This window comes from Ammoniphilus sp. YIM 78166 (assembly GCF_004522215.1).
Taxonomy (GTDB): domain Bacteria; phylum Bacillota; class Bacilli; order Aneurinibacillales; family RAOX-1; genus YIM-78166.
Window position 1 is genome coordinate 663054 of record NZ_SDLR01000005.1, and the last position, 15479, is coordinate 678532.

Sequence of the window (15479 nt, forward strand, 5' to 3'; positions counted from 1 at the left end):
TCCCTAGTATGTTTTAATCTCAACCCGCGACTCTACAATCGCTACATACTCTCCTTCTTTAAGATTCGAAAAAACGATGGGACTTATTAAAGAAAATCCCAGAGCCTTCAATTTAAACAGATCCACACGGAGCAAGGGTTGACCGATCCGAACGCGATCCCCTTGCCTGACAAGCAAGTCAAACCCTTGTCCTCCTAGTTTCACGGTATCGATTCCGAAGTGGATTAGAATTTCTCGTCCCCCATCGGACTCAAGACCAATCGCATGTTTAGAAGGAAAAACACTCGCTGCAACTCCATTAACCGGAGAGACCACTAATCCTTCCACAGCATCGACAGCAAACCCCTCTCCCATCAGTTTTTGTGAAAATATGGGATCCGGCACCACTTCCAGCGGCAAGATCGTGCCTTGAATCGGAATTGCTATTTTTTCGTCGTATTGAACATGAGGTTGAGTAACCCTCACACGCTCAAGTTGTTCTTTAATGATATGGGATCGAGGACCAAAAATAGCATGCCATTCCCCATGCACCTGCAACACGTCTTGAGCCCCCAATTCTTTAAGCTTGACTCTGTCAATCTTATAGGGATCTATTACTTCAAATCTCAGGCGTGTCGAACAAGAACTCACATTCAAGATGTTGGCTTTTCCGCCCATGGCTTCCAAGATGCTTTTCTCTAGCAAGATGAACCCTCCTTAGAACACAAAAAAAGCATGAGGAAAGAAATGTAGACAATCTACATCTCTTCCGCTCATGCCTGATCGAATCAGTAACACGCAGAAACACTATATAAACTTGCCAGAAAACCTTTGCAAATGCAGGGTTAAGTATACAATCTCTGATTCATAAACCTGCTGCTTCAAGGAATACTGGATCACCTTCATGATCTTCCAAGCAACATTATAACATATAGGATATTCTTCCTTCAATAGCATGGCCAGTTTTTCTGCTTCTTTCACTTGCTCTCCTGAGCTTACCCTCTGAATCGTATACTGAAGCTCTCTAATCAATCGTATATGATGAATACTCGATCGATCGATTCGGATGTCTAATCCATCTTCTATAATCTGTATTAGGGTATGGACAAGCTGGGAATAGTGATTGACTTCCGTTAGGGATTTATTCGATGTAGCGCTGTGTATATGCAGCGTGATAAATCCAACCTCCCCTTCCGGAAGCAAGATCCCCGTTTTAGCTGAGATCAGCTTCACGACCTCCTCGGCTAGAGCATACTCACTAGGGTAGAGATGCATGGTCTCCAAGAGGAAAGGGTTCTCTATATCTAGCCCCTCCCGTATTCGCTTCAAAGCAAAGCCAATGTGATCGGTCAGGCTGATATGTATATGTTCATTCAGCTCTATGCCGAGCTTTTTTTCAATATGGACGAGAGCTTCACTGATCACTCCAATCAACGATTCATCAATGTGAGAAAGGATTTTCTTATATTGTTCTTGTTCCCTCGGATTTGTTAGTACAAACATTTTTTCAATCGAATCTGTTGCGATAAGGTCACCTTTTTTCTTCCCGAAGCCAATTCCTGCACCAATTAAAACGACCTCATCCCTATGAGACGCTTCCGCCATCAGCACATTATTGTTGAGCACTTTCTTAATTAAAAAGGACAAGGCCATCACCACCCTCTTCCCCCATGATAACGAACGGAAGAAAGACCTGTCAACGGGCTTAATCACTAGCACCCAAGTCCCTCTAATCTGGGCATCTGTACAAGCAGAAATCGCTTTTGGACATATGATGTATTAATTGAATGAAAAGGAGGGAATTTCTCATGGGTGTACCTTTTGCTGGTGCTGGTCTAGGCACAGGAATCGGGTTTATTTTGGTTCTTTATATCCTGTTGGTAATTGTAGCTCGTCCTGGGTTCTTCGTTTAATTTAGCTGGTTAATCAAAGACCGCGTTTGTCATGCGGTCTTTTGATTTGACTTTATCATACATCTCATATATAATTAAATCTCGACTTCACTTTAATCTTTTATTTGTAACAACCCTATAAATCTCCATGTTTTCCCCTGGATCGGTCATCGGAGCCGTAAGGATGGAAGAGAGGTAGGGCTTTCATAAGTTGGAAATGGGTTTGGGCTTGTACTCGAACTCTTTGTGGTAAAAATTCCTAATAAACATGAAGAGGACAGTCAACCTTTGACTGTCCTCTTATACTTTTCTATGGGAATGATAGAAACTCCTTTACCTCTCTTACAAGAGCTTCATGCTTGGAAAATACAATAGAGAAGTGGTTACTCCCTGTGATTTCGCTAAATCGACTGAACGGGTGCCGACCTGCAAGTTCCTCCCCTTTTTCCTTTGTAATCAAATAAGCGGTGGGATGAAGCAGGCATTGCGGGGCCCATAAAATGAGGATTGGAACCCTAATATGCTCATGAAAACGATTGATGGATACCTCTTGAAGTGCCTGAAGTTCCTGAGCAACTACATTTCTCGTTACCTTGGATCGTACGGACCCTTCTTCTAACTCCATCACATCGGCTAAAAAATACTGCTCTACATACCGATTCCAATCAGAAAAGAATGGGGATTTCCTCATAAATTGAAGATAATCCTCTAGGCTTGGAAATATCCGATCCAAACGATCCAGTGAAGATTGCAAAAGATCAATGACCAAGGGCTCAAAGTCTGCCCCTCCATCCACTAATATCAGATGGGAGACTTTTTCTTTATAATTTGCTGCGAAACAACAGCCAATGATTGCTCCAAGAGAATGCCCCATGAAGATCACCCTGTCGATCGATAAGACCTCCAATACAGTGTTTAAGTCTTTGGCATGCTCATCCAAACTGTATCCCTCTTCAGGCTTGCAGCTATCCCCCCGCCCCCTGAGATCGATAGCGATAACCCGATAACTAGTTGTTAATGCAAGGGCTACGGCATCCCAAAAACGACTATTTGCTGTAAGACCATGTACACAAAAAACAACCTCTCCACTTCCCCCGTAATCAACCAGATGAAAGTCTAATCCATTCGCTCTAACTTTCAAGTCATTCATACCGAGTAACCCCCTCACCTAATGTCTCGTTTAGTGTATTAAACTTCGGTTTCAAGTGAGTTACATAGGCTTTACTTGAAAGAAAAGGGACAAAAAAGGTCCTACCCAAACAAAAAACGCAGTCTTTTCAACATCAAAATTACCATATATAATTTAAATATGACATACTAATAAAAAATAGATGATACTATTTAAAATAAAAAGGAGCTGATCACATGACCATTTTAGTTTGCCAAGACTGTGATACCACCGTTGATTTCATGCAAGATGAAAAAGTAAGCACGCTTTATGTAAAATGTGGATGCCAAGATAAGTCTCGTCAGCAAGCCTAAATTTGTGGCTTGCTTTTTTGTTTTCTGAAACTTTTTGAAGATGACCTCCGTCTTAAACGATGAAGCTACTCAAGGAGGTCAATACGAATGAAAAAATGGATGACTTTAGGACTCACTCTTTTGCTCTCTGGAAGTCTAATAGCATGCGGAACAAGTCCACAGGCTTCTCAGCAACCCCCTAGTTCTACAGCCGGGGAACATCTTCCACAGGAAAAAAAGATAGAGTTCACAATGGAAGGGATGAAGGAGGAAGAAAAAGCTACCTTAAAACACGGTTCCTTTGATTACACCCTGTATGTGATGGAGCGGTTTTCGCTCGACTTTGAAGAACCAGGAAAAGACGTCCTGTTGACAGATATTGATCCTGATTTTTTTGCTCGGATAGAAAAGCTAGATCCATCCATTCAAGTCGCTTCATATAAAGAGCAGCTCATGAACTCGCTAATGCCAACTGGAAAAGTTCATGACCTTCATCCCGAACAGATTTTTGAACCTTACTTCCATGATGCCCCGTTTTATCTATTAGTGGAGTCAGAGGAACATCCTGTTAATCTGATCTATCTTGCAAAAACACTACCTACAGGACAAACGTTTGTCTACACTATCCATATGCCCTTGAAGGAAAGTGCTGAAGGGATTACCTCTCGCCTATGGGCTATCCTTAAAACCGTCACACCAACAAAATAAGAGCAAGGCCATGGGCCTTGCTCTTTGCTTAACTATGTATGGCTGGCCCGCCTGGATTCGAACCAGGGCATGACGGAGTCAAAGTCCGTTGCCTTACCGCTTGGCTACGGGCCATTCAATTAGTATTATTTTGTACCGTTCTTGAGCAAATTATACCTTCCTGTCATCCCCAATATATAAAGCCTTTTTGAAGTTTAGGATACGGGCATACTATGACTAGGCAAACAGGAGGTGTGTATTCATGGAAAATGATAAAGACATTCCTAGCTTATTAGAAATCTTTGTCCTTTGCACCGTCCCCACACTCGCCTTCTTTGGCTGGGTCATCCGTATTTCGATCAATTACTAGTATAGACTCTAAGCAGCTGATCCCTCAAGATGGGATCAGCTATTAGAACTTATTTAGGTTTCCATTCGATCTCTGCTGGCCTTCCGAAGATAACGATGAAACATCCATTCGATACTCCCTAACAAAATCGTTAAGGTCAGGATCTCACCTAAAGTCAACGACCAGTTGGTGACGACGGCTGCTAGCCAGAAGAAGGCTAACGCGAATCCTGCATCCACTAGGGTAGCTGTTGTATTATTAGTCATCCTTAACAGGATTTGGTCACCAAGCAAGAAGGATAGAACCGAAAAGGCAATTGAGGTTACGACAGCCACTCCGAATGAAGCATCCGAAAACCACAGTAAAAAGGGAATGATAACAAGCCCATTCAAGAGAAGTTTCCCTACGAGGTTGTACATTCACTTACCTGCCCAGGAAGGAATTTAACATCCATACATGCTTTTCCAATGCCGAGTGGATGGCTAAAAGCATGTCCCCCGTTGTTTCATCATTGACTGACTCTGCGATTTCCATGCCATTCTTGAGCTCCGAGATCATTTGAGTAAAGTCTGAAACTACAGATTCCACCATCTCGCGAGAGGATTCATTTCCTGATGCTTCCTGAATAGAGGCTGCAGCTAACGTCTCTCTCATCGTTGCCACGGGCTTTCCTCCAATGGACAGCAAACGCTCTGCCAACTCATCGATATGTAATGCCCCTTCATTGTACAATTCCTCGAATTTCGTATGCAGCGTAAAAAATTGGTCTCCGCTTACATACCAATGATAGTTGTGTAGCTTAATAAACATGACGGACCAATTGGCAATTTGCTTATTTAGGACATCTGTTAGATTCATACCTTAATCCTCCTGTATTTTTTCCAGTTCTTATCCTACCCATAGTCGAAACTTCTAACCTCACTCGAACTAAACTTCCTCAATAATCGGAATGTAAGGTGATTTTTGCTCCATCTGCTGCTGTGGAAGCGGAAGCTCTTCAAGCAATTGATCCCAATAAACATTGTGTCCCTTCTCAAATACGGACAGAAGCTGAACGCCGTCTTCTTCTCTAGTGACCCCATATCGAGTGGGACTAAAATCTGCTCTTCCCTCTTGAGTGACTTGGCTTAACAATTGTTGCGCCCGCTCCTCTTTGTTTCCTTCTGTAAAAGCACCATCGGCGTCAAGTATACGCACTATCTGCTGAATAACCTCTTCATATGAAGCCTCTTTTTTCACTTCATTCACCCCCTCTAAAGTAATATTCCCCAAACTAACCTTTCGAAGTATATCCACCTACATTAGCGTCGATAATAGCTCTGGGGTATCACCTCACTGTGAAAATTTGGAGGAGGAATTCTAAAGATGACAGCGCAATATGGAGCACATGAAGTAATGGAAATGCATGAAGTTCTCACGGATACCATTAACGGCATCAACCAATTTCAGCTTTACCGTCCGCATGCTCAGGATCAGCAACTCGTCCAGATGATTGACAGGCATCTTCAGTTTATGTTGAATGAATACAACATGATGGTACAAACCTTAAATCAAAGAGGGATGAGCCAAGCGGTTCCTTATCGCGCTCCCCGGAACTTCTCACCTACATACGGTTTAAACAACCCTGCTACCCAAGCACCTAATACTTCCATGCAGCAAATGGACGACCGCGATGTATCCAGCGGGATGCTTATTAGCTACAAATCTTCCACCGTGTTCAAAATGATGGCTGCCCTAGAATGTGCCGATCCCCAGCTGCGGAGAATGTTGCAGCAAGGTGCAATCAACTGCTCCGAAATGGCTTATGAAGTATGGCAATATATGAACCAACAAGGATACTATCAAGTTCCAACAATGAAAGAAATGACAACCAATACGATGGTAAATAGCTATGGTCAACAACAACAAATGAATCCAATGACTTTTGGAGGTCAGAATCATATCGACCCCCGTATGATGACGCATGACCCGAACAATATGAATACCATGAAGTATTTGTCTAGCTAAATAACAAAAAGGTGACCCTACCTATTTCGAGGGTCACCTTTTTGTTATTATTAGGAAGATATGCTCTTCCCTGACTTCGTTGCTTTTGGATCGGGCTGATATTGGTATTCTTTTTCCCAGAACTCCGCATCCGTGATGCCGAGTTTCACAGGATCAAACACCGGGTCTTTTCCTTCTTTTTTCTGCATTTCATAATCTTTTAACACTTTAAGGGCTGGCTTCGTCAGAAGAAGGATGGCAATCAAGTTAAGCCAAGCCATGCCACCTACCCCGATATCCCCTAGCGTCCAAGCAAATTCAGCCGTTTTCACACTTCCGTAGAATACGACAACCAAGATTGCAATTTTTAGTACATGTTCAGTCCACACACGTTTGACCTTCTGGTTAATATAGGCTAGGTTGGTCTCAGCCATGTAGTAATAGGCCATAATCGTAGTAAAAGCAAAGAACAATAGGGCAATCGCTACAAAGGGCGCACCGAAACCAGGAATGACGGATTCAACTGCTTGTTGCGTGTAGCCAGGGCCTGGCTTCAAATCCCCGAGATTATTCACAATCGGATCCATACCATCTGGCTTGACATTGTACATGCCCGTGACCAAAATCATAAAGGCTGTTGCGGTACAAACGAACAAGGTATCAATATAGACGGAGAACGCTTGAACCAAGCCTTGTTTAGCCGGATGGGAAACTTCTGCTGCCGCTGCAGCGTGCGGAGCCGTACCTTGACCCGCTTCATTCGAGTAGATTCCGCGCTTGACTCCCCACGCGATGGCCGCACCCAAAATTCCCCCAAAAGCCGCATCTGTTCCAAATGCACTACTAAAAATCAAGGAGATGACGTCTGGCAATTGGGAGAAGTTAGCAATAACAACAATAAGTGCAACAATGATATAACCAATTGCCATAAAAGGTACGACAACTTGGGCAACGCCCGCTATTCTCTTAATACCACCAAAAATAATAGCTGCTAACACGAGAATTAAAACAATTCCTGTCACTGTCGTGCTAATACCAAATGCATTATTCATCCCAGCTGCGATACTGTTTGCTTGTACGCCAGGGAGCAATACCCCCGTTGCAATCACGGTTACAATGGCAAATAACACCGCATACCACTTCATTTTTAAGCCTTTTTCAATATAGTACGCCGGACCTCCACGAAATTGCCCGTCTTGCTTCGTTTTATATACCTGTCCTAAGGTAGCCTCTACGAACGCTGAACCGGATCCTAGAAAGGCAATTAACCACATCCAAAACACAGCACCAGGACCACCGTATGCAATAGCGGTAGCTACTCCTGCGATGTTCCCTGTTCCTACTCTTCCAGAAAGGGCTAAAGATAAGGCTTGAAATGAGGATACTCCTGCATCCGAGCTCTTGCCCTGAAACATGAGCTTCACCATATCTTTTAGGTGTCTTAATTGAAGGAACCGAGTCGCAAGAGTGTAAAAAATCCCCGTTCCCAAGCAAAGATAAATCAATGCCTGACTCCAGATAAGGTCATTAAGACCATTTATAAGCGCTTCCAAAAATTGTACCCCCTTCAATGTTTTTAGTAATTATCTGAAATATATTATAGCACCAAAGTTCCCCAACTCTATCTTATTAGTAAATTGCGAAAATTATTAATCAGATTTATGATTTTTGTCACTTTTGGCTATATTAAATGGCGAGTACATACCATGAGCAAAAGATAAGGAGGACATTTTTTATGAAACCATTTGATATCTCCCTCATTCACAGGCTAGCAGATCAACTTGAAGGGATCGCGAAAGATATTAAGGAACATGTGAACTCTCCCGATGAACTTCAGGCCGATATCCAAAGAATTTCAAGCATTACAGGGAGCTTGGAATCACAGGCCCAGGCTAAGAAAGCCGGAAGCAATCCAAGCCTGACAGATAATAACGTCCGATAAGCGTTGCCTGTGATAAATCCATGCAACTACTCATGTTGAGGGTGTCCCAAAAAGGCCGGTAAGACCGCCTGCGACTACGTGGGATACCCCTTTTTTCATCCAACAAGCTTAGGCTCTTGTATCGTATGAAGTTGTCTTCTTTGTCTTCTTTGTATTCTTACTAATCGAATAGATAATAATATCGCCCCAAAGGCGAGTCCAGCTATCAAGCCAATCCAATAACCGTAAGCCCCGATACTAGTCCATTTGGCAAGAGCATAGCCAACAGGGAGACCTAGTACCCAGTAGGAAATGAAAGCCATAATTAAAGTGATATTGACGTCTTTATACCCTCTTAGAGCGCCTTGAATGGGAGCAGCAATTCCATCTGATAATTGGAAGAAGATAGCATAGACCAAGAAAACCTTCGTCAACTCGAGAACCGTTGCATCCGTCGTGTACAATCGGGCTACCTCTTCATTAAATGCGAACAGTCCTAAAGCAGTAAATAAAGCCAGGACCAAAGAAACCCCAATCCCAAGAACACAATACTTCTTTGCATCATCATATCTCCTTGCCCCCACCTCGAAGCCAACCGCTATAGTCAGGGCCATCGCAATGCTCATCGGAATCATGTAGACAAAAGAAGCAAAATTAAGGGCCGCTTGATGTGCCGCTATCGTGGCCGTATTAAACTCGCTCATCAATAAGGTAACAGCCGCAAAAATACTTGTTTCAAAGAAAATAGCAAATCCGATCGGGATTCCAATTTTCAGCTGTTCGCCCCAAGTTATGAGGGAAACTCCTGACCATCTTTTCAAAATCTGATATTCCTTGAATGGGCTTATCTTAAAGATGACAATAAAAGAGATCAGTAAAATCAACCAGTACGTAATAGAAGAAGCGTAACCCGCCCCCACACCCCCGAGTCTGGGAAAACCAAACTTACCAAAGATCAGTACATAGTTTAGAGCAATATTAACAGGCACAGATAAGAGAGTAATATACATTGTTATTCTTGTTTGCCCAAGAGCATCAATGAAGCATCGAACCACACTGTAAATAAAAACGGGAACAATCCCAAAGGCTAAGGCCATCAAATAATGTGTGGCAATCCTTCGGACTGAGTCTTCAAGACTCATTGCATGCAAAATAGGATCAATTACAAAAAAACCAGCAAGAATGACCACTAAAGCCAGACCTGTGGCTAGATAGATGCCTTGGTTCACTTGAAACGGAACTTCTTCCTTCTTCTGTGCTCCAATCAAATGAGCAACGATCGGTGTGATGGCAAGGAGAATTCCGCTAAGACCTGTAAACACAGGCCCCCATATACTCGACCCTATCGCGACTCCTGCTAAATCCTCCGGGCCCGCATGCCCTGACATCACCACATCAAAAAAAGTCATGGCAAAAAGCGCAAGCTGCGTGATCAGGATGGGCAGCAAGATCGTACCAAATTGTCTTGTTTTTTGTTTCCATGTTCCTGTTGGATTCATATAAATAGATCCTTTCCTCACTAAAAACCCGACCTTACTAGGTCGGGCATATCTGACATTATACAAGAATACCTACAAATTTGTATACTGGAAAGCGTTCCTCAAGCCTCCGTCGTCGCAGGCAGAGTAATTTCTACAACCGTCCCTTTCCCTAGCTGACTATGTATATTGAGCGTTCCTTGGTGACTTTGAATGATGCTATGACTAATCATCATCCCTAATCCTGTTCCTTTTTCCTTCGTTGTATAGAATGGCTGACCAATCTTAGGCAAAAGTTCTTCCGGAATGCCACATCCTTCATCCACAAAAGAGATACAAACTTCTTGGTGGGTAGGAACAACTTCAATGGTCACTTGGCCTCCATCGGTCATGGCTTCTATCGCATTTTTCAAGATATTAATAAAAACTTGCTTTATCTTGTTTTCTTCACAAAAGATAATAGAATTAGATTGCTCTATATAGGAGGTTACGATTTGCACTCCATGGAGATTGGCTTGCGCGTTGAGCAACGTAATCACATCGTCGAGCATTTCCCTTAGATTCCGATGGGCAAAATCGAGATTTCTCGGCTTAGCCAGAAGAAGGAGTTCACTCACGATCGAGTTAATCCGATCGATCTCCGATAACATGATATGACTATATTCTTTGCCGAAGTCATGGCCTAAACCTAGCAACTGCACAAACCCTCTCAAGCTTGTAAGCGGGTTACGAATTTCATGAGCGATACCCGCAGCTAACTCTCCTACTACCGTTAACTTATCGGAATGCTGGATGATTTCTCTGCTTCTTTTCAACTCTGTAATATCCCGAACAACGATATGTAACGATGGTTCATCTAAGTAAAGGAACGGGATAGCCTTTATCTCAACATCGATGATTTCTCCATCTAAACGAACCCATTGCTCCTCGAGCACACCAGGCTTTTTTCCTTTTTTTATCTCACCGTTCAAGTAATATACCTGATGATGATAATCCGCGTGAATAATATCAAAGATACTTCTTGGAATCACGTCTTCTTTGGATTTAGCTCCCAGCAGCTTAAGGCCGGTTTCATTTACAAATGTAAAGTGCTCAGCATCAACTAGCCGCACAAAGATGGATTCCGGAGATTCTTCAACCAGCTCTCGATAACGCCGCTCGCTTTCCTGAACCAGATTCACCATTTTTTGCAAGGTCTGGTTGCTCAACGTTAATTCCTGCGTACGCTCTTCAACTAAACGCTTTAACATCTGGTACTGATTCTTACGTTCCGTGATATCTCGAATGGAGCAAACCAGTACAGATTCATTTTGAACCGTAGCCCCACAGATTTGTACTTCAACAGGAAACAAGCTCCTGTCCTTACGGAGCCCCTCGCTTTCTACGGTGACTCCCTCCTTAAACTCGAATAGGGATTGCAGCGTTAACACAGGCAGCAGGTTTGAAATATATAAATCTGCTAGATCCGCTTCTGAATAACCAAACATCTGAAGTGCAGCTGGATTAATCGTATGAACTTTTCCCGTTTCGCTAAGGGTTACGATCGTATCGAGAGAAGAGTCGGCAATTGCGCGGGCCAACGCTTCGCTCCTCCGCAGGTGACTGTAAGCTATCTCAAGCTCCTCCGTTCTGGATTTCAGCAGTTCTTTTTGCTCCCTCAGCTGTTTCTGGTTGAGATAAATATCAACGAAGCCCGCCACTTTGCTTTTCAAGACAGCCGGATGAAAAGGCTTAAAGATATAATCTATGGCACCAACTGAGTATCCATGCATCACGTGATCGAGGGTCTGACTTAACGCTGTAATAAATAAAATCGGCACATCTTTCGATTTCTCTCTCGCCCTAATTAACCTCGCTGTCTCAAACCCATCAATACCCGGCATCTGCACATCCAATAGAATAACAGCAAACTCTAGCTTAAGGACCCACTTGAGCGCTTCTTCCCCCGAACTGGCTTTAATTAAACGGTATGGAGGGGACGAAAGAACTGCCTCCAAAGCCACTAAATTTTCCGGTCGATCATCTACCATTAAGATGTTTACAATTTGATCCATATCATCCTCGCCTCTGCCTAGATTTATATGTCATCTTGCGATAGATCCTCTCATTGCTATCCACCTCTTCGTAATATTCCGCATACCGGGTAAAAGATAGTCCTTCCCTGCTTCCCAACCCGAGGAAGCCTTCAGAGCATAAGCTTTCATAAAAAAGTTCTTGAACTCGTTCCTGGAGCTCTCGATTAAAATAAATCATGACATTACGACAAATAATCACATGAAACTCATTAAAGGATCCATCTGTAACTAGATTATGCTGGGCAAAAACAATATTTTCTGCCAGGAACGGATGAAAACGAACAAAATCCCGATGCGCCTGATAATACTCTGAAAAAGATTTATGACCACCCGATTTAACATAATTGCTAGTGTATCCTTGCATACGATTGATTGGAAACTCACCTAGCTTCGCTTTTTCCAATACCCGATCATTAATATCCGTAGCATAGATCCTTGTCTTATGATACAAACCCTCCTCATGGAGTAAGATAGCCATCGAATAAGCTTCCTCCCCTGTGGAGCAGCCAGCATGCCAAATTCGTATTAACGGTAATTCCCTCAGTTGGGGAACCACTTGCCTACGAAACGCTTTGAAAAAACTAGGATCACGAAACATCTCAGTTACATTAATAGAGAAGTCCGAAAACAGCTTTTCCATCATGTGAGGATCATGCAGAATTCGATCTAGCAGGGAGGTTACAGTTCGCAAGCCTTCTGCTTGAATGCGATGCCAAACCCTCCTTCGGATCGACGAAAAAGCGTAATTCCGAAAATCGAACCCGTAGTATCGATAGATTCCTTCCAACAACAATTCCATTTCAAGTTTTTCCAACTCACTACAGCCTTGGTTATGTTCTTCCATAAATTCACCTATTGATAAAGCCATACTCTCAACAACGAAAATAACTGGTCGAGATTAACAGGCTTACTAATATAATCTGAGGCTCCTGCATCCATACATTTCTGCCGATCGTTCTTCATCGCCTTGGCGGTCAATGCAATGATAGGCAACCCTCGATATTCCGGAATATGCCGAATCGCTTGCATGGCCTCATATCCATCCATTTCCGGCATCATAATATCCATAAGGATAATACCCACATCTGGCTGTTCCATTAGCAGCTCAAGAGCTTCGCGTCCGTTCTCGGCAAATATCACGTCCATGCCTGCACCCTCAAGTGCACTGCTAAGAGCAAATATATTGCGCATATCATCGTCTACAACCATAACCTTTTTACCCTTTAGCACTTCATTAACGTGGGATACCTCTACCTCCAAGGTGCGCTCTTCAGAAAGAGAAAGAGCTTGCTCTTCTACGTGAGCGGTCCACCCTACAGCCGATTCTCTCTCGCTTGAGGTAATCTCAATGACGCTTTCAGCTGGTTGACTAGGCAGGAAGAAGGTAAACGTGCTCCCTTTTCCTTCAACGCTTTGGACCTCGATAAAGCCTCCCAACAATTGAGCTAGTTCTTTACATATAGATAACCCGAGCCCAGTTCCCCCGTATTTTCTGCTTGTAGTACCATCAGCCTGACGAAACGCTTCAAAAATAAGATCTTGTTTATCAGGACTAATTCCCACACCGGTATCTGTAACAGAGAAAGCTAACAACAGCTCATGCTGTAAAAAGCCATGCTGGTCCCCTCTTTGAGAAGCCTTTGCAATTTGGAGATGCACGTTACCTCTCTCTGTGAATTTAAACGCGTTAGATAACAAGTTTTTTAATATTTGACAGAGTCGCTGTTCATCCGTATAAATGATCCCTGGCAGAGATTCGTCTATCCCAATTGTAAAGTCGATCCCTTTTTGTCTGGCTACCGGAAGAAACTGCCGTTCTGCAAACTCCATTATTTCTGCTAGGTCTACTTCTCCGTGCTGTATATCCATCTTCCCGGATTCAATCTTAGACAAATCCAGAATATCATTGATAAGCTGGAGCAAATCATTGCCTGAGGAATAAATGGTCCCCACATACTCGAGTTGTTTTTCGGTTAGATTTCCGTATTTGTTCTCTAACAGCATATGCGCTAAGATCAGTAAACTATTAAGCGGTGTTCTGAGCTCATGAGACATATTTGCTAAAAACTCGGACTTATACTTCGACCCCAGAACCACCGCTCTGGCCTTTTCCTCCAAAGCAAGCTTGATCTCTTCTAGCTCCTTCGTTTTTTGCTCAGAGTTCTTATACTGGGCTTCGAGCTCTTCATTCATCGTTCGAAGCTCTTCCTGCTGTAACTGTAATTCTTCAGATTGACTTTGCAATTCCTCGTTCAAAGTCTGAGATTCCTTTAAAAGCTCTTGAACCTGCGTATATTGTTCAATCCGATTAAAAGCAATGCCCAGCTGATAGGAAGCCTGTTCAAGAAGAGACTGATGGAGGGAGGTCATCTTATTAAAAGAAGCAACCTCAATAACAGCCAAAACCTCTCCCTCAAAAGCTATTGGCAAAATAAACAAGCTGGTAGGTTTGGCAGAGCCTAGACCTGATTTGATCCGAATGTAGTTCTCGGGTAAATTCTCGATGTAGACAAACTTGTTTTCTACTGCACACTGACCGATGAGCCCCTCTCCTAAACCAATTGTATCCATGACTTTTTCATTCTCTGAAGCTTTCGGATCCGCGTAGGAAGCTAATTTAAACAAACGATGATTCTTCTTTTCCTTAACATAAATAACACCGTAGCAAGAGTTCACTGTTGGGATTAATGCCGACAAATACTGACACCCTAGAACATTACGATCGTTCAAACCTTGAGTGAGCACCGAAAACTCGGCAAGCTTAGCCTTCAGCCAGCCTTGTTCTTTAATACCCTCTTGATACTCCCTCTCGAGTCTTGTATGATCCTCGAGAGCTTGCGCCATTTCATTAAACGCAATGGCAATTTCACCGATCTCGTCTTTGACAGAGACCTCCGCTCGAGGAAGCTGCTCTTCCCCCGTCACAATACTTGCCATGACGTCTTTCACGCGATAGAGGCGTGCTGTCACCCCGCGAACAATCCACACGGCTATCAAAATGCCAACTAAGACGCCGCAACCTGAGACCAGGATAATTAATTTTACCGCATTCCTATACGCTTCCTTGAAATCAAGAAGTGACTGGTCCATTACTTGTTCCTGAAACTCCACAATATTCTCAGCGGTGTTGATTAAGTTTATTCTCTGACTTTCCGCTAGTTTCAGTTTTTCTTGAATCTGTTCATTTAGTTCCGTTCCATCCAGGATCATGAGTTGATCGACAGTAGCCACATACGCTAGGTACTCTCCGTTTAATCTCGTTAACATTTGCTTGGCTTGAGGAATCACGATAATTTGTTTGAGTTCCTGTAGAGCGTACGCTGCCTGCTGCTTACCTGCCTCAATCAATTCTAAGCGCTGACTGGCGGATCGATTACTAGAGAGAAAAACACTCTCGTTAATCTCTTTTCCTATGGTACTAACACCATATCGAACCTCATGGGCCAAGTGAATTTTACGGTAGCGATCCTCCACGATCTCGTTCATCGTTCGATTTTGGTTATTCAGCATACTGATGATCGAATACAATAAAATAATCATCAACATGATGATGAACCCAAACCCAATAAACAATCTTGTTTTAAATGACATGATTTTTCCCCTTATTTATTTGGTCAATCAAACTATTTCTCCTTTTGTTTTCCAATTCCT

The 15479-nt window shown here is 43.0% G+C and carries 16 protein-coding genes and 1 tRNA gene; 5 read left to right on the forward strand and 12 right to left on the reverse strand.

The window, feature by feature from the left end:
- Positions 1 to 3: 3 nt before the first annotated feature.
- Positions 4 to 684: a PTS sugar transporter subunit IIAB gene (locus tag EIZ58_RS24540; protein WP_134703570.1), complete on the reverse strand. Its 681-nt coding sequence runs from the start codon at positions 682 to 684 to the stop codon at positions 4 to 6.
- Positions 685 to 786: 102 nt separating this feature from the next.
- Entirely contained in the window at positions 787 to 1632 is an 846-nt protein-coding gene (gene glcT, locus EIZ58_RS24545) for a glucose PTS transporter transcription antiterminator GlcT (RefSeq protein ID WP_134703571.1), read from the reverse strand.
- Between the two features lie 155 nt (positions 1633 to 1787).
- Between glcT and EIZ58_RS24550 the strand changes: the two genes are divergently transcribed.
- Positions 1788 to 1892 carry a sporulation protein YjcZ gene (locus tag EIZ58_RS24550; protein ID WP_134703572.1) on the forward strand — a complete coding sequence of 35 codons (105 nt, stop codon included), beginning with the start codon at positions 1788 to 1790 and terminating at the stop codon, positions 1890 to 1892.
- 289 nt (positions 1893 to 2181) lie between these two features.
- On the opposite strand, the gene EIZ58_RS24555 is transcribed toward EIZ58_RS24550, so the two are convergent.
- Complete coding sequence (locus EIZ58_RS24555; protein ID WP_134703573.1) at positions 2182 to 3021, reverse strand: alpha/beta fold hydrolase; 840 nt, start codon at positions 3019 to 3021, stop codon at positions 2182 to 2184.
- Positions 3022 to 3236: 215 nt separating this feature from the next.
- Between EIZ58_RS24555 and EIZ58_RS24560 the strand changes: the two genes are divergently transcribed.
- Positions 3237 to 3353, forward strand: coding sequence for a GapA-binding peptide SR1P (locus tag EIZ58_RS24560; protein WP_134703574.1), 117 nt, complete (start codon positions 3237 to 3239; stop codon positions 3351 to 3353).
- 87 nt (positions 3354 to 3440) lie between these two features.
- On the forward strand, positions 3441 to 4040 hold the full coding sequence (locus EIZ58_RS24565) for a hypothetical protein (protein WP_134703575.1): 600 nt from the start codon (positions 3441 to 3443) through the stop codon (positions 4038 to 4040).
- 39 nt (positions 4041 to 4079) lie between these two features.
- Here EIZ58_RS24565 and EIZ58_RS24570 read toward each other — a convergent pair.
- The 4 genes from EIZ58_RS24570 to EIZ58_RS24585 form a co-directional block, all read right to left on the reverse strand.
- Positions 4080 to 4154: transfer RNA gene (locus EIZ58_RS24570), tRNA-Gln, on the reverse strand.
- Positions 4155 to 4442: 288 nt separating this feature from the next.
- Positions 4443 to 4787, reverse strand: a complete 345-nt coding sequence (locus tag EIZ58_RS24575; RefSeq protein WP_134703576.1) for a DUF2512 family protein — start codon at positions 4785 to 4787, stop codon at positions 4443 to 4445.
- Positions 4788 to 4791: 4 nt separating this feature from the next.
- The gene (locus EIZ58_RS24580; RefSeq protein WP_134703577.1) at positions 4792 to 5226 is read right to left on the reverse strand and encodes a Dps family protein; all 435 of its coding nucleotides are present in this window, start codon (positions 5224 to 5226) and stop codon (positions 4792 to 4794) included.
- Positions 5227 to 5295: 69 nt separating this feature from the next.
- Complete coding sequence (locus EIZ58_RS24585) at positions 5296 to 5607, reverse strand: hypothetical protein (protein ID WP_134703578.1); 312 nt, start codon at positions 5605 to 5607, stop codon at positions 5296 to 5298.
- A gap of 126 nt (positions 5608 to 5733) precedes the next feature.
- On the opposite strand from EIZ58_RS24585, the gene EIZ58_RS24590 reads away from it, so the two are divergent.
- A complete protein-coding gene (locus tag EIZ58_RS24590) occupies positions 5734 to 6375 on the forward strand; it encodes a spore coat protein (protein WP_134703579.1) in 642 nt (213 codons plus the stop codon).
- Positions 6376 to 6425: 50 nt separating this feature from the next.
- On the opposite strand, the gene EIZ58_RS24595 is transcribed toward EIZ58_RS24590, so the two are convergent.
- Positions 6426 to 7907: an alanine/glycine:cation symporter family protein gene (locus EIZ58_RS24595; RefSeq protein ID WP_134703580.1), complete on the reverse strand. Its 1482-nt coding sequence runs from the start codon at positions 7905 to 7907 to the stop codon at positions 6426 to 6428.
- Between the two features lie 182 nt (positions 7908 to 8089).
- Here EIZ58_RS24595 and EIZ58_RS24600 point away from each other — a divergent pair, with 182 nt between their 5' ends.
- Complete coding sequence (locus tag EIZ58_RS24600) at positions 8090 to 8296, forward strand: hypothetical protein (protein WP_134703581.1); 207 nt, start codon at positions 8090 to 8092, stop codon at positions 8294 to 8296.
- Between the two features lie 95 nt (positions 8297 to 8391).
- Here EIZ58_RS24600 and EIZ58_RS24605 read toward each other — a convergent pair whose 3' ends face one another.
- The 4 genes from EIZ58_RS24605 to EIZ58_RS24620 all read right to left on the reverse strand — a co-directional run bounded on the left by EIZ58_RS24605 (position 8392) and on the right by EIZ58_RS24620 (position 15419).
- Positions 8392 to 9774 (reverse strand): MATE family efflux transporter, encoded by a 1383-nt coding sequence (locus tag EIZ58_RS24605; RefSeq protein ID WP_134703582.1) that lies wholly within the window; start codon positions 9772 to 9774, stop codon positions 8392 to 8394.
- A gap of 101 nt (positions 9775 to 9875) precedes the next feature.
- Positions 9876 to 11807 (reverse strand): PAS domain S-box protein, encoded by a 1932-nt coding sequence (locus EIZ58_RS24610; protein ID WP_134703583.1) that lies wholly within the window; start codon positions 11805 to 11807, stop codon positions 9876 to 9878.
- Between the two features lies 1 nt (position 11808).
- Positions 11809 to 12672: a CheR family methyltransferase gene (locus tag EIZ58_RS24615; protein ID WP_205672327.1), complete on the reverse strand. Its 864-nt coding sequence runs from the start codon at positions 12670 to 12672 to the stop codon at positions 11809 to 11811.
- A gap of 8 nt (positions 12673 to 12680) precedes the next feature.
- Entirely contained in the window at positions 12681 to 15419 is a 2739-nt protein-coding gene (locus tag EIZ58_RS24620; protein ID WP_134703585.1) for a response regulator, read from the reverse strand.
- Between the last annotated feature and the right edge of the window lie 60 nt (positions 15420 to 15479).

Excerpts from the sequence above, each read along its gene's own strand:
- EIZ58_RS24565 (WP_134703575.1), top strand. The coding sequence starts at position 3,441 with ATGAAAAAATGGATGACTTTAGGACTCACTCTTTTGCTCTCTGGAAGT.
- EIZ58_RS24615 (WP_205672327.1), bottom strand. The coding sequence starts at position 12,672 with ATGGAAGAACATAACCAAGGCTGTAGTGAGTTGGAAAAACTTGAAATG.
- EIZ58_RS24605 (WP_134703582.1), bottom strand. The coding sequence starts at position 9,774 with ATGAATCCAACAGGAACATGGAAACAAAAAACAAGACAATTTGGTACG.
- glcT (WP_134703571.1), bottom strand. The coding sequence starts at position 1,632 with ATGGCCTTGTCCTTTTTAATTAAGAAAGTGCTCAACAATAATGTGCTG.
- EIZ58_RS24600 (WP_134703581.1), top strand. The coding sequence starts at position 8,090 with ATGAAACCATTTGATATCTCCCTCATTCACAGGCTAGCAGATCAACTT.
- EIZ58_RS24555 (WP_134703573.1), bottom strand. The coding sequence starts at position 3,021 with ATGAATGACTTGAAAGTTAGAGCGAATGGATTAGACTTTCATCTGGTT.
- EIZ58_RS24560 (WP_134703574.1), top strand. The coding sequence starts at position 3,237 with ATGACCATTTTAGTTTGCCAAGACTGTGATACCACCGTTGATTTCATG.
- EIZ58_RS24620 (WP_134703585.1), bottom strand. The coding sequence starts at position 15,419 with ATGTCATTTAAAACAAGATTGTTTATTGGGTTTGGGTTCATCATCATG.
- EIZ58_RS24550 (WP_134703572.1), top strand. The coding sequence starts at position 1,788 with ATGGGTGTACCTTTTGCTGGTGCTGGTCTAGGCACAGGAATCGGGTTT.
- EIZ58_RS24590 (WP_134703579.1), top strand. The coding sequence starts at position 5,734 with ATGACAGCGCAATATGGAGCACATGAAGTAATGGAAATGCATGAAGTT.
- EIZ58_RS24610 (WP_134703583.1), bottom strand. The coding sequence starts at position 11,807 with ATGGATCAAATTGTAAACATCTTAATGGTAGATGATCGACCGGAAAAT.
- EIZ58_RS24580 (WP_134703577.1), bottom strand. The coding sequence starts at position 5,226 with ATGAATCTAACAGATGTCCTAAATAAGCAAATTGCCAATTGGTCCGTC.
- EIZ58_RS24575 (WP_134703576.1), bottom strand. The coding sequence starts at position 4,787 with ATGTACAACCTCGTAGGGAAACTTCTCTTGAATGGGCTTGTTATCATT.